The 22242-nt window shown below is 52.7% G+C and carries 25 protein-coding genes; 19 read left to right on the plus strand and 6 right to left on the minus strand.

Annotated features, from left to right (window positions below):
* Positions 1-114: 114 nt before the first annotated feature.
* The 18 genes from BARVI_RS01600 to BARVI_RS01680 all read left to right on the plus strand — a co-directional run bounded on the left by BARVI_RS01600 (position 115) and on the right by BARVI_RS01680 (position 13841).
* Entirely contained in the window at positions 115-2073 is a 1959-nt protein-coding gene (locus BARVI_RS01600; RefSeq protein ID WP_025277543.1) for a putative porin, read from the plus strand.
* Positions 2074-2079: 6 nt separating this feature from the next.
* Positions 2080-2886, plus strand: coding sequence for a transporter substrate-binding domain-containing protein (locus BARVI_RS01605; protein WP_025277544.1), 807 nt, complete (start codon positions 2080-2082; stop codon positions 2884-2886).
* A gap of 124 nt (positions 2887-3010) precedes the next feature.
* Entirely contained in the window at positions 3011-3436 is a 426-nt protein-coding gene (locus BARVI_RS01610; RefSeq protein ID WP_025277545.1) for a SoxR reducing system RseC family protein, read from the plus strand.
* Between the two features lie 3 nt (positions 3437-3439).
* Positions 3440-4282, plus strand: a complete 843-nt coding sequence (locus tag BARVI_RS01615) for an RnfABCDGE type electron transport complex subunit B (protein ID WP_025277546.1) — start codon at positions 3440-3442, stop codon at positions 4280-4282.
* A complete protein-coding gene (gene rsxC / locus BARVI_RS01620) occupies positions 4276-5610 on the plus strand; it encodes an electron transport complex subunit RsxC (RefSeq protein ID WP_025277547.1) in 1335 nt (444 codons plus the stop codon). Before BARVI_RS01615 ends, rsxC begins: the two co-directional genes overlap by 7 nt.
* A 14-nt stretch (positions 5611-5624) precedes the next feature.
* Positions 5625-6620: an RnfABCDGE type electron transport complex subunit D gene (locus BARVI_RS01625; protein ID WP_025277548.1), complete on the plus strand. Its 996-nt coding sequence runs from the start codon at positions 5625-5627 to the stop codon at positions 6618-6620.
* 2 nt (positions 6621-6622) lie between these two features.
* Entirely contained in the window at positions 6623-7231 is a 609-nt protein-coding gene (locus BARVI_RS01630; protein ID WP_025277549.1) for an RnfABCDGE type electron transport complex subunit G, read from the plus strand.
* A complete protein-coding gene (locus BARVI_RS01635) occupies positions 7224-7808 on the plus strand; it encodes an RnfABCDGE type electron transport complex subunit E (protein ID WP_025277550.1) in 585 nt (194 codons plus the stop codon). Before BARVI_RS01630 ends, BARVI_RS01635 begins: the two co-directional genes overlap by 8 nt.
* 2 nt (positions 7809-7810) lie before the next feature.
* On the plus strand, positions 7811-8392 hold the full coding sequence (rsxA, locus tag BARVI_RS01640; protein ID WP_025277551.1) for an electron transport complex subunit RsxA: 582 nt from the start codon (positions 7811-7813) through the stop codon (positions 8390-8392).
* 218 nt (positions 8393-8610) lie between these two features.
* Positions 8611-8838: a 4Fe-4S binding protein gene (locus BARVI_RS13070; protein WP_084546950.1), complete on the plus strand. Its 228-nt coding sequence runs from the start codon at positions 8611-8613 to the stop codon at positions 8836-8838.
* Positions 8839-8867: 29 nt separating this feature from the next.
* Positions 8868-9947, plus strand: a complete 1080-nt coding sequence (locus BARVI_RS01645; protein WP_025277552.1) for a 3-methyl-2-oxobutanoate dehydrogenase subunit VorB — start codon at positions 8868-8870, stop codon at positions 9945-9947.
* 24 nt (positions 9948-9971) lie between these two features.
* Positions 9972-10733 carry a thiamine pyrophosphate-dependent enzyme gene (locus BARVI_RS01650; protein ID WP_025277553.1) on the plus strand — a complete coding sequence of 254 codons (762 nt, stop codon included), beginning with the start codon at positions 9972-9974 and terminating at the stop codon, positions 10731-10733.
* 17 nt (positions 10734-10750) lie between these two features.
* Positions 10751-11293, plus strand: a complete 543-nt coding sequence (locus BARVI_RS01655) for a 2-oxoacid:acceptor oxidoreductase family protein (protein WP_025277554.1) — start codon at positions 10751-10753, stop codon at positions 11291-11293.
* Positions 11294-11468: 175 nt separating this feature from the next.
* The gene (locus BARVI_RS12845; protein ID WP_025277555.1) at positions 11469-11924 is read left to right on the plus strand and encodes a DUF4252 domain-containing protein; all 456 of its coding nucleotides are present in this window, start codon (positions 11469-11471) and stop codon (positions 11922-11924) included.
* 13 nt (positions 11925-11937) lie between these two features.
* Positions 11938-12369: a DUF4252 domain-containing protein gene (locus BARVI_RS01665; RefSeq protein WP_025277556.1), complete on the plus strand. Its 432-nt coding sequence runs from the start codon at positions 11938-11940 to the stop codon at positions 12367-12369.
* A gap of 7 nt (positions 12370-12376) precedes the next feature.
* Positions 12377-12874, plus strand: a complete 498-nt coding sequence (locus BARVI_RS01670) for an RNA polymerase sigma factor (protein ID WP_038534228.1) — start codon at positions 12377-12379, stop codon at positions 12872-12874.
* Positions 12871-13362 (plus strand): anti-sigma factor family protein, encoded by a 492-nt coding sequence (locus BARVI_RS13470; protein ID WP_038534230.1) that lies wholly within the window; start codon positions 12871-12873, stop codon positions 13360-13362. The genes BARVI_RS01670 and BARVI_RS13470 overlap by 4 nt, the downstream gene beginning before the upstream one ends.
* A gap of 2 nt (positions 13363-13364) precedes the next feature.
* Positions 13365-13841 (plus strand): DUF4252 domain-containing protein, encoded by a 477-nt coding sequence (locus BARVI_RS01680; protein WP_025277558.1) that lies wholly within the window; start codon positions 13365-13367, stop codon positions 13839-13841.
* A gap of 97 nt (positions 13842-13938) precedes the next feature.
* Here the strand turns inward: BARVI_RS01680 and BARVI_RS01685 are convergent, their stop codons facing one another.
* Genes BARVI_RS01685 through BARVI_RS01695 form a run of 3 tightly spaced genes read right to left on the minus strand, consistent with a single transcriptional unit; the run spans position 13939 to position 15763 of the window.
* Positions 13939-14526, minus strand: a complete 588-nt coding sequence (locus tag BARVI_RS01685; protein ID WP_025277559.1) for a hypothetical protein — start codon at positions 14524-14526, stop codon at positions 13939-13941.
* The gene (locus BARVI_RS01690; protein WP_025277560.1) at positions 14523-14813 is read right to left on the minus strand and encodes a DUF2089 family protein; all 291 of its coding nucleotides are present in this window, start codon (positions 14811-14813) and stop codon (positions 14523-14525) included. Before BARVI_RS01690 ends, BARVI_RS01685 begins: the two co-directional genes overlap by 4 nt.
* Positions 14810-15763, minus strand: coding sequence for an alpha/beta hydrolase (locus BARVI_RS01695; RefSeq protein ID WP_025277561.1), 954 nt, complete (start codon positions 15761-15763; stop codon positions 14810-14812). Before BARVI_RS01695 ends, BARVI_RS01690 begins: the two co-directional genes overlap by 4 nt.
* 237 nt (positions 15764-16000) lie before the next feature.
* On the opposite strand from BARVI_RS01695, the gene BARVI_RS01700 reads away from it, so the two are divergent.
* Positions 16001-17119: a DUF362 domain-containing protein gene (locus BARVI_RS01700; RefSeq protein ID WP_025277562.1), complete on the plus strand. Its 1119-nt coding sequence runs from the start codon at positions 16001-16003 to the stop codon at positions 17117-17119.
* Between the two features lie 72 nt (positions 17120-17191).
* Here BARVI_RS01700 and BARVI_RS01705 read toward each other — a convergent pair whose 3' ends face one another.
* The 3 genes from BARVI_RS01705 to BARVI_RS01715 all read right to left on the minus strand — a co-directional run bounded on the left by BARVI_RS01705 (position 17192) and on the right by BARVI_RS01715 (position 22001).
* Positions 17192-18712: a DUF3943 domain-containing protein gene (locus BARVI_RS01705; RefSeq protein ID WP_025277563.1), complete on the minus strand. Its 1521-nt coding sequence runs from the start codon at positions 18710-18712 to the stop codon at positions 17192-17194.
* 260 nt (positions 18713-18972) lie between these two features.
* Positions 18973-20640, minus strand: a complete 1668-nt coding sequence (locus BARVI_RS01710) for a hypothetical protein (protein WP_025277564.1) — start codon at positions 20638-20640, stop codon at positions 18973-18975.
* Between the two features lie 26 nt (positions 20641-20666).
* Complete coding sequence (locus BARVI_RS01715) at positions 20667-22001, minus strand: alpha-L-fucosidase (protein ID WP_051401060.1); 1335 nt, start codon at positions 21999-22001, stop codon at positions 20667-20669.
* Between the last annotated feature and the right edge of the window lie 241 nt (positions 22002-22242).

A 22242-nucleotide genomic window follows, 5' to 3' on the forward strand; every position in this document is an offset into this window, starting at 1 on the left:
CGGTCGGCTCTCTCCGGTTTTGACAGAGTATCCAAGACGCTTCGACCCGATTGCCTCAAAAAACTACGTTTTTCTTTTGTCTCTGCGCGCTCCTTTTGGTATCTTTGCACACTCATGAAAAAGGTTGGCATTATCATATTACTCGCGTTTTTCTGTGTTCTCTCGTCCGAGGCCAAGAAAAAACAAGACATACCAGCACCTTATGCGTGGAGCCTCACTCAGCCGTTAGGGTTGCGCTACGACGTTCCGATGGATACGCTCATGCACAACTTTTACAGTACCGACATTCCATCGAGTTACTCGACGGCTTACGGAACAACGGGCAATCTGGGCGGTGCCGCCTTCTCCAAGATTTTCTTCGACCGCGAGCTGCCCTCGGAGTTCATCTTCAAAGACCCGTTCAGCCATTGGATACAGACCGCCTCGACCTGGAAATTCTACAACACCCACATACCTTACACCCAGTTGTCTTACCTCACCGGTGGCTCGAAGCAGACGGCTCAGGACGACTTGAAGGCCCTCTTCTCGGGTAACATCAACCAAAGGCTGGCCTTCGGGGGTAGCGTGAACTACATTCTGTCGCGGGGACACTACCAGCACCAGGCCACCAAAGATCTGGCATACAGCATATTTGGTAGCTATCTAGGCGACCGGTACGACATACAATTCTTCCTCAACACCTACAACTTTGTCAATCAGGAGAACGGCGGTATCAGCGACGATACCTACATACTCAATCCCGAGGAGGTGCAGGGCGGACAATCGAGTGTGGACACGCGTACCATTCCCACCTATCTGACCGATGCCTACAACCGCGTTCGGGGACAGGAGTACTATGCGACCCAACGCTATAAATTCGGCTTTTATCAGGAGGAGCAGCAAGACACGACCGTCATTCGCACCTTTATCCCGGTGACCAGCATTATCCACACCATCGAATACAATGCCAACAAGCACCGCTTCGTCAACCAGTCGGCCACCGAAGATTCCACCTATTTTACCAACACCTACATGAGTCTGGGCGGCACCAACGAAGAGACCACCTACCACTCCATACGCAACACGGTAGGCATCTCGCTGCTCGAAGGGTTCAACAAATATGCCAAGATGGGTCTGGCCGCCTATGCCACCTATGAATACCGCCACTACACCTTCCCGCGCGACACCCTATCGTCCGGGAGCGTTATCGAAGGTCTCACCCCGCGACCCAATATTTCCAATCCTCGCAGCCACGGCGAAAGCCTGTTGTGGGTAGGCGGCGAGTTGTCGAAACAGAAAGGCGAACTGCTCACTTATAACGTAAACGGCAAATTCGGTCTGGCCGGTTCGGTCATCGGCGACATCGATGTCACAGCCGACGTACGCAGCCGGTTCCGTCTGTGGAAAGATACCGTACAACTGAAAGCCTACGGTTTCTTCAAGAATCTCGAACCCTCCTATTTTTACAAGCGCTACACCTCGAACCACTTCATGTGGAACAACAACTTCGGGAAGACCCGTCGCATGCGCGTGGGGGGTGAGTTCAGCATCAAGCGATGGGGCACCAAACTGAATGTAGGAATCGAAAACATACAGAACTACATCTATTTCAACAACAACTGCCTGCCCCAACAGGAGGGCTCTATCATACAGGTATTCCACGCCCGGCTCAACCAGAATTTCAGGCTCGGTATTCTCAACTGGCAAAACGAAGTGGTCTACCAGAAATCGAGCAAGCCCTCGATTATTCCCCTGCCCGAGTTGAGCGTGTACAGCAACCTCTATCTGCTCTTCCGCATTGCCAAGGTGCTGCATGTGCAACTGGGAGCCGACTGCCGCTACTATACCAAATACAAGAGCGAAGCCTTCCAGCCGGCCACCCTCACCTTCCACACCCAGGACCAGATCGAGGTGGGCAACTACCCCTTCATGAACGTCTACATCAACATGAAACTGAAACAGACCCGCTTCTTCGTGATGATGTCGCACGTGAACCAGGGTGTATTCGGCGGCAACAACTACTTCTCGCTACCGCACTATCCGTTGAACCCGAGAATGTTCCAAATGGGACTCTCCATCGATTTCTCCAACTAAGCGCCTATGAAAGTCAAGCGTCATCTATATATCTACATCGGACTGCTGGTCGTCGTGGTTGGAATCATGGCATGGCTGCGCCCCAAGAGCGAGTATCACCCCCGCAGTTTCGAGGAGATAGAGGCCGACGGAGTGCTGCGCATCGTTACCGACTATACCCCCCTCTCCTATTACCTGCAAGGCGACAGCCTCACGGGATTTGACTACGAACTGGCCCGCATGGTAGGCCAACGCAGCGGACTGGCCATCGAGATTACCCCCGAGGTCAATCTGAGCAAGAGCATCGAGGGGTTGGAGCGCGGGCAGTACGACATCATCGCCCGGCAGCTGCCCGTCACCTCCGAAATCAAGGAAGAGCTTGCCTTTACCGTTCCCATTCAGCTGAACAGACAAGTTCTGGTACAGCGCAAAGACAACCCGTCGCACAAGAAACTCATCAGAAACCAGCTCGACCTGGCCCGCGAAACCCTCTATATCGTGAGCGACGCCCCCACCCGGTTGCGCATCAACAACCTGGCCCGCGAGATTGGCGACACCATCTACATTCAGGAGGAAGAGACCTACGGGGCCGAGCAACTGATCATGATGGTGGCCACCGGCGAAATCGAATTTGCCGTGTGCGACAAAGCCATCGCACAACAAATGAGCAAAGACTATCCTCAACTCGACTGCAATACCGATATCAGTTTTACCCAATTCCAGTCCTGGGCATTGCGTAAAAACGACTCGATATTGCTCGACAGCCTGAATAAATGGATTACCGACATTCAGCAAGAAGATAGATACAAGAAACTGTACGACTCCTATTTCTGACGAAATACCGCAGCCGCAAGAAAGAGGCCCCTGCTCCCGGCCAATCGGCCCGCGATTGCAGCCGCCCCGTGAAAAACAAGAAACGAGTGGATTGAGAGATCACACACATAAAAGTCGTTATGGCATGAAACGACCCGATATAGAACACGAAGGTATTGTAACGGGAATCACCCCATCGCACATCTTGGTGCGCATTCTGCAACAGTCGGCCTGTGCCGGTTGCCATGCTGCCTCGTTGTGTGCCACTGCCGAACAGAAAGAGAAAATCATCGAGGTAAAGAACGATGGCACTCCCGTGCGGACAGGCGACAAGGTGGTGGTCACGCTTGCCGCCAAGTCGGGCTACAAAGCCTTGTGGCTCACAGCCGTTCTACCGCTTTTGCTCATCGTGCTCTCGCTCGTGGTCACCACCTGGGTCGGTGCGAGCGAACTCGTCACAGGCCTCTGCGCCCTGCTGGTGCCTGTGATTTACTATATCCTGCTCTACTTCTACCGCGACCGGTTGAAAAAGCAATTTACATTCTTCCTGAAAAAAACATTTGTCTCATAACTTATGGTAACATCGATCATCATATTAAGTATTATCGGATTGGTCAGTGCGACCCTGCTCTACGTCATCTCCCGCAAATTCCACGTGGAAGAAGACCCGCGCATCGACGAAATCGAAGCGGTGCTCCCGGGAGCCAACTGCGGCGGTTGCGGCTTTGCCGGCTGTCGCAATTTTGCGGAACAATGTGCAAAAGCTACCTCGCTCGACAATCTGTTGTGCCCCGTGGGTGGCAACGCAGTCATGCAGAAGATTGCCCCCATCGTGGGAATGGAGGCCGTGGAACAGGCACCCCGCATTGCGGTGGTACGTTGCAACGGCTCGTGTGAAAACCGGCCCCAGACCAGCCACTACGAAGGGGCCCACAGCTGTGCGGTAGAAGCCGCCCTCTACTCGGGCGAGAGCAACTGCAACTACGGCTGTCTGGGCGAAGGCGACTGTGCGGCAGCCTGCGACTTCGGGGGAATCACCATGGACCCGGTCACCCGTCTGCCCATCGTCGACCCCGACATCTGCATAGCCTGCGGCTCGTGCGTAAAGGCCTGCCCCCGCAACATCATCGAGTTGCGCAAGCGGCAGGAGCCCCGCGTCTATGTGGCCTGCAACAACCGCGACAAGGGTATCATTGCTCGCAAGGTCTGCTCGGCAGCCTGCATCGGGTGCGGCAAATGTGCCAAGAGCTGCCCCAACGGCGCCATTACCCTCGCCGACAACCTGGCCTACATCGACGACAGCCTCTGCCTCTCGTGCCAGGCCTGTGTCGAAGGGTGCCCCACCCACGCCATTCACGTGGTCGGCATAGCTGAAAAGAATAGTACAATCAACGAAAAGGAATCTGCCCTATGCTAAAAACATTTCGTATCGGGGGCATACACCCGAATGAACATAAACTGACGGCCCACTGCCCCGTGACGCAGGTCGCCATACCCCGGCAAGTCTCGATCATGCTCAACCAGCACATCGGTGCTCCGGCAAACTGTATTGTCAAGAAGGGCGATACGGTCAAGGTGGGTACACTCATAGCCGAAGCCAGCGGATTCGTTTCGGCCAACATTCACTCGCCCGTATCGGGCACCGTATCGAAGGTCGACAAAACGGCCAACGCCTTCGGCCAATACGCCACGACAATCATCATCGACACCGAGGGCGACGAGTGGGAAGAGAGCATCGACCGCTCGCCCGAACTGAAAGAGGAGATTACCCTCTCGCCCCAGGAGATTATCCAAAAGATAGCCCAGGCCGGTATCGTAGGTCTGGGTGGCGCCACCTTCCCCACACATGTGAAACTGACACCGCCCAAGGAGTTCAAACCCACGGTGCTCATCATCAACGCCACCGAGTGCGAACCCTATCTGACCGACGACCATGCCCTCATGCTCGAATCGCCCGACCAGATTCTCGTCGGGTGCCGCATTCTCATGAAGGCCATCGGTGTGGAACACACCTGTATCGGTATCGAGAACAACAAACCCGACGCCATCGCCCTGCTCCGGGAACATGCCGCCCGCTATCCCGGCATCACCATCGTGCCGTTGCGCACCCGGTATCCGCAGGGTGGCGAGAAGCAGCTCATCGACGCCATTCTGCACAAGCAGGTGGCCAACGGGGCCCTGCCCGTCTCGACCGGAGCCATCGTGCAGAACGTGGGAACAGCCTTTGCCGTCTACGAAGCCGTACAGAAGAACAAACCGCTGGTCGACCGTGTGGTGACCGTCACCGGTGATCACTTGGCCAAACCGGGTAACTACCGGGTGCGGCTGGGCATGTCGATGCACGAACTGATCGACGTAGCCGGCGGCCTGCCTGCCGACTGTGCCAAAGTGATACTGGGCGGCCCGATGATGGGCAAGGCCGTGTCGAATATCGACGCCCCCGTATCGAAAGGGTGTTCGGGTATCGTGATACTGGACGAGCAACATGCTCACCGCGGAGCCATAGAGCCCTGCATACGGTGCGGTAAATGCGTATCGGCCTGCCCCATGGGACTCGAACCTTTCCTGCTGGCCAAGCTGTCGCAGAACCATCTGTACGACCGGGCCGAACGGGAGCTCATCACCTCGTGTCTCGAATGTGGCTGCTGTTCGTACAGTTGCCCGTCGAACCGCCCGATTCTCGACTATATCCGCATCGGTAAAAATGCCGTAAACCGAATCATACGATCCAGAAAACAATCATAACCTACTTTCTCGAAATGGAACTAACCGTATCACCTGCTCCTCACATACACGGCCGACTGTCGGCCTCGCAGTGTATGTACAGCGTCATCATCGCCCTGTTGCCGGCGTTCGCTGTATCGCTCTATTTCTTTGGAGTCGGAGCCTTAATCGTCACACTCACCTCGATACTCTCGTGTATCGTTATCGAATATCTCATACAAAAATTTCTGCTGAAAGAGAAACCCACCATCGGCGACGGCTCGGCCATACTCACCGGTCTGCTGCTGGGTTTCAACCTGCCCTCCAACCTGCCGATATGGATTGTCATCATCGGCTCGGTGGTAGCGATAGGCATCACCAAGATGGCTTTCGGCGGACTGGGCAACAACCTCTTCAACCCCGCCCTGGCCGGCCGGGTATTCCTGCTCATCTCCTTCCCCACCTACATGACGCAATGGCCGTTGCCCGTCTCCTCGCGATGGAGCTATACCGATGCCGAGACGGGTGCCACCCTCCTTTCCAAGTTGAAGGAAGAAGGCAGCCAGTGGATTGGTCAGGTCAACATCTCGGACCTGTGGATTGGCAACCAGGGCGGAAGCCTGGGCGAGGTGGGTGCCATCGCCCTGCTCATCGGGTTTGCCTTCCTGCTGTACCGACGCATCATCAGCTGGCATATCCCCGTGTCGATACTGGCCACGGTATTCGTGTTCAGTTTTGCCCTGGGACTGGGCGAAGAGCTGAGTGCCACGCAACCGGCGGGAGCCTGGCAACACGCCTTTGACTTTGCCCTGATCCAACTGCTCTCGGGCGGACTGCTGCTGGGAGCCATCTACATGGCAACCGACTACGTCACCTCGCCCATGACCTCGCGGGGTATGGTCATCTACGGGATAGGCATCGGGCTTCTCACCGTCATTATCCGTCAATGGGGAGGCTATCCCGAAGGGGTATCGTTTGCGATTCTTATCATGAACGCCTTCACCCCGCTTATCAATAATTATATCAAACCTAAACGTTACGGGAGGGCTTAACGATGAAGAAAAAAGAGTCTACATTCTGGAATATGCTTTGGTCGCTCACCCTCATCACGGCCGTGGCCGGCGGACTGTTGGGCTATACCTACCAACTTACCGAAGAGCCCATAGCCCGGGCCACCAAAGCCAGTCGGGAGAAAGCCATTCAACAGGTAATCCCCGCCTATGACAACTCGCCCATCGACGAGCAACTGACCTACACCGTACACAACGAATACGGCGAAACGACCGCTACCATCTATCCCGCCAAGAAAGGGGGTGAACTGGCCGGTGCTGCCGTCGAGTGCAGCAACAATACCGGTTACGGCGGCGAGATTCGCATCATCGTCGGGTTTGAGGCCGACGGTACCATCAAGGACTTCCGGGTGCTGAAACATCAGGAGACTCCCGGACTCGGAGCCAAGATGGGCGACTGGTTCCGCACCGACAAAAACAAACAGAACATCATCGGGAAATCTCCCGAAACCACCAATTTCCACGTAACAAAAGATTCGGGCGACATCGACGCCATTACCGCCGCCACCATCACCTCGCGAGCCTTCCTGGCCGCCGTGCGCACGGCATACGCTGCCTACACCGAATCGCTGAAAGGAGGGAATCATGAATAAGACAAAAATCCTTTTGAACGGGCTCATCAAAGAGAACCCCACCTTTGTCCTGCTGCTGGGCATGTGCCCCACGCTGGGTACCACCACCTCGGCCATGGGAGGCCTGGGCATGGGACTCTCCACCCTGTTCGTACTCATCTGCTCGAATGTCGTGATATCGATGGTCAAGAACCTGATTCCCGACAAGGTGAGAATACCGGCCTACATCGTCATCATCGCCACCTTTGTGACCATCTTGCAACTCTGCATGCAGGCCTACCTGCCCGACCTCTACGCCACGCTGGGACTCTTCATTCCGCTGATTGTCGTCAACTGCATCTTGCTGGGACGGGCCGAGGCATTTGCCGCCAAGCATACCCCCGGCGAGTCGTTCTTCGACGGACTGGGTATCGGTCTGGGCTTCACCGTAGCCCTCACCCTGCTGGGTTGCGTGCGCGAGTTCCTGGGTACCGGCCACATCTTCGGGTTCCCGATCTACCCCGAAGAGTATGGCTCGCTCATCTTCATTCTCGCCCCCGGTGCCTTCATCGCCCTGGGATTCTTAATTGCCATTATCCATACCTTTAAAACCCGGTAATCATGCTCACCTACGTATCTATATTTATCACCGCCATATTCGTCAACAACATCGTCCTCTCCCAGTTCCTGGGCATCTGTCCCTTCCTGGGCGTATCCAAGCGCATCGACTCGGCACTGGGCATGGGGGCAGCCGTCACCTTTGTCATGACCCTGTCGACCATCGTGACTTACCTGTTGCAGACCTATCTGCTCATGCCGCTGGGACTCGACTACATGCAGACCATCGTCTTCATTCTGGTCATCGCCGCGCTGGTGCAACTGCTCGAAATCATCATCAAGAAGATAGCCCCTGCGCTCTATCAGGCACTGGGGGTATTCCTGCCGCTCATCACCACCAACTGTACAATTCTGGGAGTTGCCCTCATCGTCATTCAAAAGGACATGAGTCTGCTCGAAGCCACGGTATACGCCATCTCGACCGCCCTCGGCTTCACGCTGGCATTGGTACTCTTTGCCGGCATGCGCGAACAGATGGCTCTCTCACGCATTCCCAAAGCCATGCAAGGCACCCCCATCGCCCTGGTAGCCGCCGGATTGCTGGCCATGGCCTTTATGGGTTTTTCGGGAATAAAGATAGGATAACTATCAATTTGTAAGCAAATGAAGAGTTATTCTTATGTTATAAAACATATTTAGCCAAAAATAGAACGATTTCTCACATTTCGCAATATTTTTAGCAGTCCTTATACAACTGAGAAACAACCACTTATCTGAATAGGCAGTTTTATAAAAAAACTGCCTATTTTACTATCAGTTTAAAAATTTATTCTTTATATTTGTGGAACTAAAAACAAGATCTTATGGCTAAAATAAAAGGCGCTGTTGTCGTTAACAAAGAACGTTGCAAAGGCTGCGAACTATGTGTGGTCGCCTGTCCCAGTCAGGTTCTCGCATTACAGCCTACCGAAGTTAATGACAGAGGTTATCATTATGCTTTCATGCAAAATCCCGATGCCTGTATCGGGTGTGCAAGTTGTGGGCTCGTATGCCCCGACGGGTGTATCACCGTATATAAAGTAAAATTGTAACCCGGTTCATTCCGATAAATCCGTTAATTATGAAAGAAGAGATAAAACTGATGAAGGGTAACGAAGCCATTGCCCATGCCGCTATACGTTATGGAGCCGATGGTTACTTCGGATACCCCATTACCCCGCAGTCGGAGGTGATGGAAACACTCATGGAAGAGCAACCGTGGGAAACGACCGGTATGGTTGTATTGCAGGCCGAGAGCGAAGTCGCTGCCATCAACATGGTGTATGGCGGTGCCAGCTGCGGCAAGGCGGTCATGACGACCTCGTCGAGCCCCGGTGTAAGTTTGATGCAGGAGGGTGTCTCCTATCTGGCAGGAGCCGAGTTGCCCTGCTTGATTGTCAACGTGATGCGGGGAGGCCCGGGTCTCGGAACCATACAACCGAGTCAAGCCGACTACTTCCAGGCTACCAAAGGCGGTGGTCACGGCGACTACCACCTGATTACGCTGGCTCCCGCTTCGGTACAGGAGATGGCCGATTTCGTTGCATTAGGCTTCGACCTCGCCTTCAAATATCGCAACCCCGCCATTATCCTGGCCGACGGTGTTATCGGACAGATGATGGAGAAGGTGGTTCTGCCCCCCTTCCGCAAACGTCGTACCGACGATGAGATACGCCAACAGAACCCGTGGGCCACGCTGGGAAAACCCAAGGATCGCAAACGGAACGTAGTTACCTCGCTCGAACTCGACCCGGCCATCATGGAGCAGAATAACATTCGCTTCCAGGCTACCTACAAACGCATCAGCGAAAACGAGGTGCGCTTTGAAGAGATCAACTGCGAAGACGCCGATTACCTGATTGTCGCCTTCGGATCGATGTCCCGAATCTGCCAGAAGACCATCGAACTGGCTGCCGAAGAGGGTATCAAGATAGGTCTGTTGCGCCCCATCACGCTGTGGCCCTTCCCCACGGAAGCCATCGCCCGGCAGGCCGCTCACGTGAAAGGCATACTCTCGGCCGAACTCAATGCCGGCCAGATGGTAGAAGATGTTCGCCTGGCCGTCAACGGGAAAGTGAAGGTAGAGCACTTCGGTCGCCTGGGAGGTATCGTTCCCACGCCCGATGAAGTTCTGGCCGCCTTGAAAGAGAAATTAATGTAAATACCCGAATCTAAATAAATGCATATGGATATCAACGAAATTATAAAGCCCGAAAACCTGGTTTACACGAAACCTCGGCTCATGAACGATAATCCCATGCACTACTGCCCGGGTTGCAGCCACGGCGTAGTACATAAACTGATTGCCGAAGTCATAGAAGAAATGGGTATTGAAGAAGAGACGATAGGTATCGCACCGGTGGGTTGCGCCGTATTTGCCTACAACTATATCGACGTCGACTGGATCGAGGCCGCCCACGGACGGGCACCCGCCATCGCCACAGCCGTGAAACGACTCAACCCCAAGAAGATGGTATTCACCTATCAGGGCGACGGCGACTTGGCAGCCATCGGTACCGCCGAGACGATTCACGCCTGCAACCGGGGAGAGAACATTGCCATCATATTCATCAACAACGGTATCTATGGAATGACCGGCGGTCAAATGGCCCCCACGACACTCGAAGGCATGAAGACCTCGACCTGCCCCTACGGCCGTAACGTAGCCTTGAACGGATACCCCTTGCGCATCGCCGAACTGGTAGAACGTGTCGACGGTACCTGCTACGTAACCCGTCAGAGCGTACACACCCCCGCCTCGATACGTAAAGCCAAGAAAGCCATTCGGCTGGCCTTTGAAAACTCGATGGCCGGCAAAGGTACATCGCTGGTCGAAATCGTATCGACCTGTAACTCGGGTTGGAAGATGACTCCTGTAAAAGCCAACCAATGGATGGAGGAGCACATGTTTGCCAAATACCCGATGGGAGACCTCAAAAACGTATAATTCAAAATTTGACAGAGATGAAAGAAGAAATTATCATAGCCGGATTCGGCGGACAAGGCGTACTCTCGATGGGTAAGATATTGGCCTACTCCGGACTGATGGAAGGCAAGGAGGTTACCTGGATGCCTTCATACGGACCCGAACAACGCGGCGGTACGGCCAACGTGACCGTAATCCTCAGCGACGAGCGCATCAGCTCACCGGTATTGAACTCGTTCGACGTAGCGGTGATTCTCAATCAACCCTCGCTCGAAAAATTCGAGAGCAAGGTGAAACCGGGCGGTATCCTCATTTACGACGGATACGGAATACACCACCCCCCCACGCGTACCGACATCAACGTGTACCGCATCAACGCCATGGAGGCTGCCATTGAGATGAACAACACCAAGGCATTGAACATGATTGTATTGGGAGGTCTGTTGAAACTGAAACCGATGGTGAGCATGGAGAATGTGCTGAAAGGACTTAAAAAGTCGCTGCCCGAGCGTCACCACAACCTCATTCCCCTGAATGAGAAAGCCATCATGAAAGGCATGGAGATTATTCAAAAGGCGTAATCGGCCCCAAGAATCTGAAAATAGTTGAAACGAGAGAAAAGATGCGGATCTTTTCTCTCGTTTTTTTTTATTTTCTTTGTAACAAAATTGTCGATTGTTCGTCCTCTATATGAAAACCGGTTAAAATAGCGCTATACACCAGATTTCATATTGCGAACACGAAAAAACGATTGATATGAAAACAAAAATCTTACTTGCCGCTTTGGTCCTGCTCGGCAGCACCTCTACCCTGCTGGCCGGGAACTGCATCGACAAGCTGTCCCGTTCAATCACCCGTCTGCCTAATGTCGAAAAAGTAACTCTCACCCCGCTGGTACTGAACCTCATCAAACCCTTCTCGCCCGAAATGAAGGGAATCAATTCGATGAACATTCTCAACGCCGAAGAGCTTGCGGCCACCGACTACAACCAACTGAAAAAACTATTGAACCAATGCAACGACAACGGCTATGAAACGCTCGTATCCACAAACGAAGAGGACGAGATGGCCCGTATCCTGATGAAAATCGAAAAAGAGAAAATCAGAGAGATCGTCATCATCTCACTCGAGAAGGACGAGGTCAGTTTCATTCGCATCAAGGGTGCGATAGACCCCGAGCAATTGAACGCAATCATTGAAAACAACAAGTAACCCCAAACGAACCATGAAATTCCGGATATTCACATTGTTCCTGACTGTTATGCTGGCCTCGTTCCTGCACACAGCCTTGGCCGACACGCCCATAGACGCCCTGTTCACACGAATCAAGAATCTGCCCGATGCCGAATACAGCGAGGAGAAACTGAACAAATCGGGTCTCAAAGGTGCCTTTGAAGGGGTCAAGAGCATCGAGGTGACCGAAGCCTCTCTCGATGAGACAACCTATCAAACACTGAGAAAGGAGATTGTAAAGGAAGATTACACCCCCCATGAACTATTGCTCGACACCCAGGACGGAGACGAACTGGTCAAGATTTTCATGCTGAAATCGAAGAAAAAGGTGTCCGAGGTTGTTATCCTCGAACTTGACAAGGAGGGAATCAACCTGGTGCGATTCAAAGGGAATCTGAAATCGGAGATTCTTAAAAACAAATAACACACCCATGACTCACCAAGAGTTTAAGACCAGATTCCTGCCCTACTATCAAAAGCTCTATCGCCTGGCCTTCCGCTACCTGGGAAACGAATGCGATGCCGAGGATATGGTACAGAATGCCTACCTGAAACTGTGGGAGAAACAGGAGTTTCTCGACGGACTCGATAGCGACGAGGCCTATGCCGTGACCCTGTTGAAGCACCTCTGCCTCGACAAACTGCGCAGTTCGACGCCCCCGACCGACAACGAGTCGACACTGGCCAACGAGATAGAACCGGCCCCACCACCCGACAGGGCCATGGAGCAGCGAGAGGATATGAAACGCTTGCTTCGCCTCATAGCCGAACTCCCCGAGAACCAGCGACAGGTCTTGCTACTGAGACATTTCGAGGAGAAGAGCAACGCCGAGATTGAACAGGAGACGGGATTGAGCAACGCCAACATACGGGTACTGCTCTCCCGGGCCAGAAAAACGATTAAAGAACTATTTACCCCAAAGATATGACTACACAAGAGTTACGAAAACAGATAGACCGTTTCTTTGAAGGCCAGCTGTCGGAAGCCGACGAACAGGCATTGCGAGACTATTTGGCCGCTCACGAAGTACCCCGGGAGTTCCTCGAAGAGAAGCGTATCGTCCTTGCGCTCGTCCCCCGCACGCCCGAGATTCCCGACGGGCTGGAAGAGCGACTGTCGGCCTTTATCGACCGCCTGCCCGCCCGCAAGCGGGCGACCCGCATCGCTCCGGTATGGCGATGGGTCAGCGGTGTGGCAGCCGCCCTGATACTGGCTTCGGCCGCCGGGCTCTACTTTACCCGCCAACCGGCTGCTCCCAAGCTCAGCGACCAGGAGATGTATGCCTGCGCCGAAGCCCAACGGGCCCTGATACTCGTCTCGCAGAAACTCAACAAGGGAGCCCGGCAATGGCAGGGGGCTCAACAAGAGATTGTAAAAACCAACCAGATTATCAACAAGCACTTAAAATTCAAATAATCATGAAACGACTCATCTATATCCTGTTAAGCGCAGTTGTCGGTATCCTGTCCGGCCAGGCTCAAAATACGATTTTCGACCAGTTCTCGGGCGAAAAGAATGTAACCTATGTCAACATCTCCAAAACCCTGCTGAACATGATGCCCGAGGGGCAGCTGGAAATAGATGCCCTCGACTTGAAAAGTGTACTCAACGAACTCGACCGCATTCAGATTCTCACCTGCGAAGATGATGCCAACCTCATCGCCCGTATCCGAAAAGCGTCGGACTCCATCTTCAAGAAGGCTCCCTACGAAGAGCTGATGAAGGTAAAGGACGACGGAGAAGAGGTCACCATCTACATCTATCCCCAGGCACAAAAGAAAATCAAAGAGCTGGTCATGCTGGTCAACGAGGAGAAGACCGAGTTTGTCATCATACAACTCACCGGGAACATATCAATCAGCCACCTTCAAAGTTTGACGAAAAACATGCAGTAAAAAAATGTAGCTCATATTTCTCATACGAACGAAGCGGCTATCGAGGGAATCCCGATAGCCGCTTCGTTTTTTCAGGCCCGGAGCATCTGCCCCGGTATCAATAGCAGAGGCCTATCAGATAACGACACAGAACATCTCCGCCAAAAGCACCGATAATAAAGACAATCCACAGATTGCGCCCCTTCAAGTTACAGGCGACCGATGTGGCCCGGAAGAGCCAATAGAGCCCCCAAATGGAAAGTAGCAAACTCACTGCCCCTATCCACACCAGCATGAGAAGCCAAGTGGTATCGGTGAGTAAGGCATCGACAGCCTGCGCCGACTGTATCGTAGCCACCTCGCTCATCGGCGGCAAAGCCATGAAGAGCGAGAGCACCACAAAGGGCAGTTGGGCAAAGGCGACGGTTCCCAACACATCGACGGGACGCACATGCGAACGGCTGCAAAACAACGCCGCAATATAAATCACCACGGCAGGCACCAGCCACACCACCAAATGTTCGACCACAAAACACCACCACGCTCCATTGGGTGCACCACCGTAGTGCAGCAGTCCATGAAAATGAACTCCACCCACAAAGGCTATCGCCGTCGCAACGACTATACCACCCACCCCCCATGCCAGCGAGGTGTAACCGGCCACCCGATAAAACGGGTTCTTCAAAAATTCAAAAAGCGTCTTCATGACTCCTCCATGTTATTCAGTTTCTCAATCAAATCGTCCAGATAGTTCCGCACCGTGGGATAGCTCACCCCCATCTGCTTGGCCATATCTTTGAGACTGCCACTCGCCTTCACAAATTCGAGCATAAAGCGTTGCTCCTCTTCGCTCAACCGCGTCAGGGCCGGCAAGTCGAATAACCCCGACACCTCGGTACCGCATTGGTCGCACACCAGTTTCGACACTTTGAGCTGAGCCTCGCAGGCGGGGCACCGCAACGGCAACCGTTTTTTTGTTTCACTCGTACTCATGGCTTGACAAATTTTACAATCACATTCAACAACTCCTCCACAACGGGCAACTCGGGATTGGTATAGGTAGCCTGCTGCTCACGAGCGTCGACCGACTCGCACCGCTTCAACACATGGTTCATGTCGGGTATCACCTGCAACGTGGCCCGAGGCTGTGCCGACTTCAACAACCGGGCATCTTCGACGGCCACCTGAATGTCCTTGTCGCCCTGCACAAGCAACACCGGCTGTGAGAGAGCGGCCACCACCTCCTGAGGATTATAGCGATACCACGAGATGAGATAGGGCTGCACCGACGGACGATACAGAGCCATCAACCCCATGGGTATATCGGCCACGGTCTTGCCGGCCCGCAACGAATCGTTGACCGTCTGCACCAACCGACGTACCTCGGCCGGCTGACTGCTCATCTGGGCCTCGATTAGTTCATAGGCCGGACGCCCGGCACCCGCCAAAGAGACCACGCCCTTTACCTGTGTATTGTCACGACTGGCCAACAGGCCTATCAGCGACCCTTCGCTATGCCCCAAGACAAAAACCGACGAGAAGCGGTCATCACCGCTCAACTGGTTGATCCAACCCTGGGCGTCGGCCACATAATCGTCAAATCGCAACTCTTTCTCCTCCTTACCGGCCGCGGCACTTGATGCAATGCCCCGCTTGTCATACCGCAACGAGGCAATCCCCTGCCGGGCCAATCCCTCGGCCAGCAGTTTCAACGAGTTGTTCTTGACAGTCACGGTACCCAACCGCGAGTTGCCGTCCATATCGGTGGGTCCCGACCCGGCAATAATCAGAACCACCGGCGGCCGGTCGGTATCGGGCAACAGCACTTTGCCTTGAATTGTACCCGTAGGGGTATTCAATGTTGCCGGGAGCTCCTCGACGGCCCAACTCGCCATCGGCCACAAAAGAGCAAGAATCGTTAATTTGACAGATAATCGTTTCATAGTTTTTTCTATTTTACATGAGCAAATATAGCACCAATATTTAATAAATCAAATATTCTATTTAATTTTATTCATTATACAATGAATTTTATTGATTCCAAAAACAAAAAAAGATAATTATGCGACAATGATTTTTTCGTACTTTTATCTGAAAAAGAAGCAGAAGCGACTTCGCGATGAAGCCTGTTTTTTCTTCTGCCACCAGGCACGATGATACACAACCAAAAACAAACTCATATGGACAAGTCTAAGGTTTTTTTCACCAATCTGCACACCACCCCATCGAGCAACCTGCTCGACAAGATGGAGCGGTTAATCAAACGGGCCGGTATCGAGACCATCGATTTCAAAGACCAGTTCGTTGCCATCAAGATACACTTCGGCGAACCGGGTAACCTGGCCTACCTGCGCCCCAACTATGCGGCCCGACTCGCCAACCTGCTCCGCTCATGGGGAGCCAAGCCCTTCCTCACCGACTGTAATACCCTCTACTCGGGTCGCCGCGCCAATGCCGTGGATCACCTGCAAAGCGCCATGGAGAATGGCTACAACCCTATCTCGGCCCAATGCCAGGTAATCATTGCCGACGGCTTGAAAGGTACTGAATACCGCGAGATACCTCTGAACGGAGAGTATTGCAAGGCTCCCAAAATTGGCTCGGCTCTGGCCGATGCCGACATCGTTATCTCGATGACTCACTTCAAGGGACACGAGCAAGCCGGATTCGGCGGCACGCTGAAAAACCTGGGTATGGGTGGCGCCAGCGTAGGCGGCAAACTGGAACTGCACTGTAACTCGCAACCCAAAATCGAGACAGAGAATTGCAAGGGCTGCAACGTCTGCGTGAAACATTGCGCCCACGATGCCATTCACCTCAATGCCGACCACAAAGCGGTCATCGACTATGACAAGTGCGTGGGTTGCGGACAGTGTGTAGCCTTGTGCCAGCACGATGCCGCCGTTATGGGCGAGAGCGATACCTCGGAACGGCTGAACTACAAGATTACCGAATATACCCAGGCCGTACTGAAAGACAAACCCAACTTCCACATCAGTTTCATCATGAACGTGTCGCCCGAGTGCGACTGCTGGAACCACAACGACGCCGCCATCGTGCCCGACCTGGGTATCCTGGCCTCGTTCGACCCTGTGGCCTTGGATCAAGCCTGTGCCGATCTGGTCATCGCCGCGCCGGCCATCAACGGTAGCCGCCTGGTCGAGAAGCACCCCCACGAACATCTCGAAGGGGCCGACAAGTTCCACCTGATGCACCCCGATACCAACTGGCAGGCTGGTCTCGAACATGCCGAAAAGATTGGATTGGGTACTCGCCAATACGAACTCATTACCGTATAACGGCAACCGGCAGACTACTGATTTCCTCTTACCCCGGCTGCGCCTTACCGATGACGCCTCGGGTTCATGCCCTCATAGATGACAAGAGAGCATAAGCCTGAATTCAAACGTATCGGAGCGCACGTCGGGGTAATATTTATAATCCGTTTTCCGACGATACCAGGCCGTCTCGGCGGCCACCGAGAGTTGCGGAGAAATTGAGTATGAAATCCGAAAGTTCAATTTATGCAGACGGGCGTTACTCACGTCGCCCTGTGCATTCAGGTAGTTCTGATCGATATTCTCATAGTCCTTTTGCTCATAGCCTTTCCAGGTAAAAATATGATAATTCTCGGTTGCCAGATAAAAGCCCAACCGTTGCCACAACGAAAAATAGCCATTCGCGCGCACACTGTAACCGCTACCCAGATTATAGTCCCTATCGTGAAACTGGAAATAGTCGCTCAACGAGCCACCCAGCACAATACCCGAAACGAACCCGTTCAAGACCAACATATCGTTGTTCCTCAGCCGGGCTCTGTACAGCACACCGGGTCCATAAGAGACCGTCTCGGCTATGCGGAAAGGCGTGTAGGACGACTCCGTGGCAAAACTCTCGCTATCGTAGTAGTTGTAGTTCTGGAAAATACCTGCAAACAAATCATTACCACTCTTGAACTCGTGTGCCCTACCCCATATCGAGGCACAGATATTGGCCTCGCCGATAGCCGGCTGCCGTGAAAAGAGATTCAGCAGCATACGGGCCGTGAAGTGCTCGAAGGGCTCATTCCCTCCGATTTCAAACGGGTCGTTATAGACCATATTGAACCCGACAAAGCCTATATGCCTGCTGCGGTCGGGCTGAGCATCGGTACAGCTGAGTACCCGATAACCGGCATCGAACTGGAAATAGAACGGGACCGTAGCCGCCCGGTCGACATATCGCGGACCTATGCGCCAAGCTTCGCCCGTAATCAACCGATTGACTCCCCGCACGGGATTGAGCACAAACCCCACGGCTTCGTGAGCAAACCGGTTCCACCCTCGTGCCTGCCCGTTCAAAGCGAGTGACGAAAGTCGGTAACTCACCTCGCCCAAGGCCATACCCCCCAAAGTTGTCGAGATGATATCGTTGGTCGAAGGAGGTTGCAACTCCAAAAAAAGTTCCCAGATGGAACTGCCGAACAAGGCATAGGGTGCCGACTCCCAAAAGTTCAACCCGTTGGAGCGAGCGCAGTTGAAATACAACCCTCCCTGATAGGGGTGAAAGAAGAGGTTGGTATTGAATTTGTCGTTATCCCACAGAAACCCCGTCCTGAAATTATTCTTAATCGACGACCAGGTAATCTGGGCATAATCCTCGTGAATGATATAACGGGTAATCACATGAAACAGGAGATTGGTACCCACCACCTCGACCCCCGACAACCAAGGGCGTTTCTTGGGGAGACCCGCAATATCGAGTCGCAACGAGTCTACGGTCTGGGGATACAGCGGCCGGACAGAATCTACGGCTACATAATCAACCAACAAGGAGTCTCGACAGGACAGATCCAACGAATCGAGTGCTTCGGCCGAGGCTCCCCACACCCTAAAAGGGAGAGTAATCCCCAAACAAACTCTTAAAATTTTTCTTCCTATTGTCATACGCTTTTACGAATGAGGCGGCAAGATAGAGAATAAACCAATACAAAAATCAACGATATGAGTTATCGAAAAACCTTCCCGCATTTCAGAACAATTTATTCCCGGTTTTTCTCTCGCAGTGAGATACTATTTCCTTTTCCGCCACAAGCCGTCGCCAGTATGGACAAGAAGAGGCCGCCCCGCATGGGGTGGCCTCTTCTATAATCAGGATTCGTATATTATCTCGATTAGCGCACTATGCACTTTTGCCCGTTGACAAAATATACGCCAGCCGGCAAACTGATCACTTCGCGCCCGGCAAATCGCCCGGTAGCGTAGCAGGCACCGTTCACATGAACAACCGAGTAGTCAACCTCTTCGTTGCTGAGTAACTCAATCTGATTCTCGCCGGCGATTACCCGCAAGCCGTCAAACTCTTCCGTATCCTGAATACTTGTCGGCTTATTCTCGAAGAGAATCGTAATCGCCACATCACCGTCGATATATTCGGCCGGAATCGTAATCAGGCCATCTTCTTCAAGCGTCACATTATCGACCTTCCACTGACGGTTTCCAAACACATACTCTTCACCCTCATGGTTATAGCCGTGTTTGATCTCGAGCCCCGTGATATTGTAGTCATTGTCCATGTCGATATTGAACGAGAAGGCTTCGCCAAAAGGTATCTCGGCTGGCAGATTGGATCCGTCGGCAGCCGTCACTTCGCACATTCTGGCTACTACGTTCAAAGCCACATTGTCGCGATGCACGTTGGCCAGATAATCAACAATACCACCACCATTGGCTACAATCGAGTTGTCGGAGTTAGGATTACCGGCAGCTACCGAACTGTCCCAGTCGACCTTGCAACGGATTCGGTAGAAGCCCGGGGTCATGTCGGAAGAGAGGGTAAATGCAGGAGGATCGGAACTCGTACTATTTAAAGCCGACGCACCGGTACTGTTATATCCCGATAAATAAGAATAGGCTACCAAATCACTGCTGGCTGTGGGAACATTGTTCTGTACATCGACATCGAAACGTCCGTCATTGCCTTTGTCGAGGTAGACATACCGGTGCATCCAACTACCCGTGTAACCGAATGAAACAGTAACAGACTCTCCCACTTTCAGCAAGATGGGATCGGCCGAAGTCTTATCGGCATACACCGTACTTACATCAGCCAAGTTCGATCTGTACATGGCTCCCATATTGCCCGAGACAGAAATACTGTCCAAATTACGTTCTTCTGTTGGACGGGTTTTCTCTTGCGTAGCCTCGAAATTCAAGGGATAGGGATCAAACGTAAAACGCTGTTGCGAATCGTCGTTAATCACAATTTCATCGAAATAGGCTACATAATCGGTCTCGGTAGCCAGGTGAGAATCTACATCGGGAACGATTACGAGGCTGTGCAACTCGGCAGCATCGTTGCCATACACACTGAATACGGCATCGACCCACTTGTTAGCATCGAGCTCTTTGGTCGCAGGGGTTACAAATTGCACGGTTGTAGCCGGCTGATCGGGCCAATCGTTACGTTTCCCGAGTCCCACGAGAGCTACCCGGCCCGATACCGGTTTGTACATCAACACGTGAATGTATTGCGGTGTAGGCGACAGAGCTATCGGAGTGGTCAGATCGATACGGGCTCCATACAGGTGGCTGCCATATCGCGAACGCTGGAAGGCCAGTACCTTTCCCGAACCGTTTATATCGTCGGAGTAAGGATTGTCTACAACGTCAATCTGACCGGTGAGTTTCCCCGTATTGAAGGGTGACTTGTCCCAATAATCATAGGTGGAGATGTCACTATAATCGGTTTCCTCAAACTGGCACAATGTTGTCTCGGCATATCCACCCAATGCCCAAAGCAACGCGGCTGCACCCATGAGATTCTTATATATTCTTTTCATCTTTTTCTAGTTTAGATATGGTTTAATTAATATACCGAAACGGTGCTGATAAGCGGACAGGCCTTGCTGTCGGTAATCTTCACACGGATATAACGGGCTTGCGTACCGCTGCCATAGGAGGTCGTATCGTCGTTCTTGGCCATAATACGCTTGTAACCGATGGTTGTACCGGTGGCAAACGGATCCCAAGAGCTGTTGTCACTGCTGGTTTCGATCGAGAAGCCTTTTACCCGTTGTCCCAGGGCAATATACTCTTGCAGGGTCACATAGTGAATGGTTTTCACCTCACCCAGGTCAATGACGAAGGTTCCGGTAATCTCGTCGTCGTTGGTGGCCCAATAGGTGTTTTTGTCGCCATCAGTCATGTTGGAAGCGGCAAAGTTGCCCGGGTTACGGGTCTGCTCGGCCGTTACCGTTTTATCCAAAGCCATATCGACGCTCAACCGGGCTGTCAACAACTCGCCCAAACCGCGAAGGCTCGTACATACGTTCTCGGGCATTACGCCATCGGTATTGGGTGCGCAGTTCATGATAAGGGTAGCGTTACGCCCTACACTTTCGAGATAGATCTGGAACAGTCTCTCGGCCGACTTGGCTTGTTCTTCTGCGGTCCAAAACCATTTGGAGGTTGTGCGTACATCGACCTCCGAAGGCATGAACAACAGGCCATCTTCGGCACCCACATTATTGGTAGTCTCGCTATTGATACTGTTTACATCGAAATTGGACCAGCAGGTCTTTCCCGAATAACCGTCCTCATTACCACACCAGCGGAATTCACGACCCCATACCACACAGTTGGGTTGCATCTCGTGAATGCGTTGCGTGAGGTTATCCCAGTCATAGTAGGTCTTCTTGTCAATCGTGCGGTTGACCAGAGAATTGCCGCCATAATAACCTTGACCGCCATTGGCCCCATCGAACCAGATTTCAAACAGTTCGCCGTAGTTGGTACAAAGTTCGGTTATCTGTTTCAAAAATACATCGGTCACATAGGTACTGGTTGCATAATGCTCATTGCTGGCGTCCCAGGGAGAGAGATAGACTCCAAATTTCATATTGCGTTTGCGACAGGCCTCGGAAAACAGCAAGGGAATATCGACCTGCGCACTCACGCCTGCACCGTTCAATACACTAAAATCGGTACTCTCGGTGGGCCACAGACAGAAACCGTCATGGTGCTTGCAAATAACTACGGCACCCTTCATACCGGCCGAGTGCATGGCCTCGACCCATTGGTCGCAATCGGGTATGGTTTGCGGAGCATACTCTTTCGGATTGGGTTTACGGTTATTACCCCACTCTGTTCCTACAAAGGTATTGGGGCCGTAATGTGAAAAGCCATAAAACTCCGTCTCCATCCAATTTAACTGTCGCTCGGTCGGAACCGGGAAAACAGGAGACGGGATGTTGTCGGGATTGGGAAGATTTTGCTCCGTAAAATCTTGGGATTTTACGGGCAAAGACAAACTTGTCAGTCCTAGAACAAGTGTGACAAAGGTTAATCTTTTGCAGATATGTCTCATCACTGCTGTCCGGAGAAGATTCTCCAAAGCAGCTATTATTAATTAATACTCAACTGGTTACGAGGATAATAAAATT

This window comes from Barnesiella viscericola DSM 18177 (assembly GCF_000512915.1).
GTDB classification, from domain to species: Bacteria; Bacteroidota; Bacteroidia; order Bacteroidales; family Barnesiellaceae; genus Barnesiella; species Barnesiella viscericola.

Bases quoted from the DNA above. Each gene is read 5' to 3' on its own strand.
- BARVI_RS01600 (WP_025277543.1), top strand. From the start codon at position 115: ATGAAAAAGGTTGGCATTATCATATTACTCGCGTTTTTCTGTGTTCTC.
- BARVI_RS01605 (WP_025277544.1), top strand. From the start codon at position 2,080: ATGAAAGTCAAGCGTCATCTATATATCTACATCGGACTGCTGGTCGTC.
- BARVI_RS01610 (WP_025277545.1), top strand. From the start codon at position 3,011: ATGAAACGACCCGATATAGAACACGAAGGTATTGTAACGGGAATCACC.
- BARVI_RS01615 (WP_025277546.1), top strand. From the start codon at position 3,440: ATGGTAACATCGATCATCATATTAAGTATTATCGGATTGGTCAGTGCG.
- rsxC (WP_025277547.1), top strand. From the start codon at position 4,276: ATGCTAAAAACATTTCGTATCGGGGGCATACACCCGAATGAACATAAA.
- BARVI_RS01625 (WP_025277548.1), top strand. From the start codon at position 5,625: ATGGAACTAACCGTATCACCTGCTCCTCACATACACGGCCGACTGTCG.
- BARVI_RS01630 (WP_025277549.1), top strand. From the start codon at position 6,623: ATGAAGAAAAAAGAGTCTACATTCTGGAATATGCTTTGGTCGCTCACC.
- BARVI_RS01635 (WP_025277550.1), top strand. From the start codon at position 7,224: ATGAATAAGACAAAAATCCTTTTGAACGGGCTCATCAAAGAGAACCCC.
- rsxA (WP_025277551.1), top strand. From the start codon at position 7,811: ATGCTCACCTACGTATCTATATTTATCACCGCCATATTCGTCAACAAC.
- BARVI_RS13070 (WP_084546950.1), top strand. From the start codon at position 8,611: ATGGCTAAAATAAAAGGCGCTGTTGTCGTTAACAAAGAACGTTGCAAA.
- BARVI_RS01645 (WP_025277552.1), top strand. From the start codon at position 8,868: ATGAAAGAAGAGATAAAACTGATGAAGGGTAACGAAGCCATTGCCCAT.
- BARVI_RS01650 (WP_025277553.1), top strand. From the start codon at position 9,972: ATGGATATCAACGAAATTATAAAGCCCGAAAACCTGGTTTACACGAAA.
- BARVI_RS01655 (WP_025277554.1), top strand. From the start codon at position 10,751: ATGAAAGAAGAAATTATCATAGCCGGATTCGGCGGACAAGGCGTACTC.
- BARVI_RS12845 (WP_025277555.1), top strand. From the start codon at position 11,469: ATGAAAACAAAAATCTTACTTGCCGCTTTGGTCCTGCTCGGCAGCACC.
- BARVI_RS01665 (WP_025277556.1), top strand. From the start codon at position 11,938: ATGAAATTCCGGATATTCACATTGTTCCTGACTGTTATGCTGGCCTCG.
- BARVI_RS01670 (WP_038534228.1), top strand. From the start codon at position 12,377: ATGACTCACCAAGAGTTTAAGACCAGATTCCTGCCCTACTATCAAAAG.
- BARVI_RS13470 (WP_038534230.1), top strand. From the start codon at position 12,871: ATGACTACACAAGAGTTACGAAAACAGATAGACCGTTTCTTTGAAGGC.
- BARVI_RS01680 (WP_025277558.1), top strand. From the start codon at position 13,365: ATGAAACGACTCATCTATATCCTGTTAAGCGCAGTTGTCGGTATCCTG.
- BARVI_RS01685 (WP_025277559.1), bottom strand. From the start codon at position 14,526: ATGAAGACGCTTTTTGAATTTTTGAAGAACCCGTTTTATCGGGTGGCC.
- BARVI_RS01690 (WP_025277560.1), bottom strand. From the start codon at position 14,813: ATGAGTACGAGTGAAACAAAAAAACGGTTGCCGTTGCGGTGCCCCGCC.
- BARVI_RS01695 (WP_025277561.1), bottom strand. From the start codon at position 15,763: ATGAAACGATTATCTGTCAAATTAACGATTCTTGCTCTTTTGTGGCCG.
- BARVI_RS01700 (WP_025277562.1), top strand. From the start codon at position 16,001: ATGGACAAGTCTAAGGTTTTTTTCACCAATCTGCACACCACCCCATCG.
- BARVI_RS01710 (WP_025277564.1), bottom strand. From the start codon at position 20,640: ATGAAAAGAATATATAAGAATCTCATGGGTGCAGCCGCGTTGCTTTGG.
- BARVI_RS01715 (WP_051401060.1), bottom strand. From the start codon at position 22,001: ATGGAGACGGAGTTTTATGGCTTTTCACATTACGGCCCCAATACCTTT.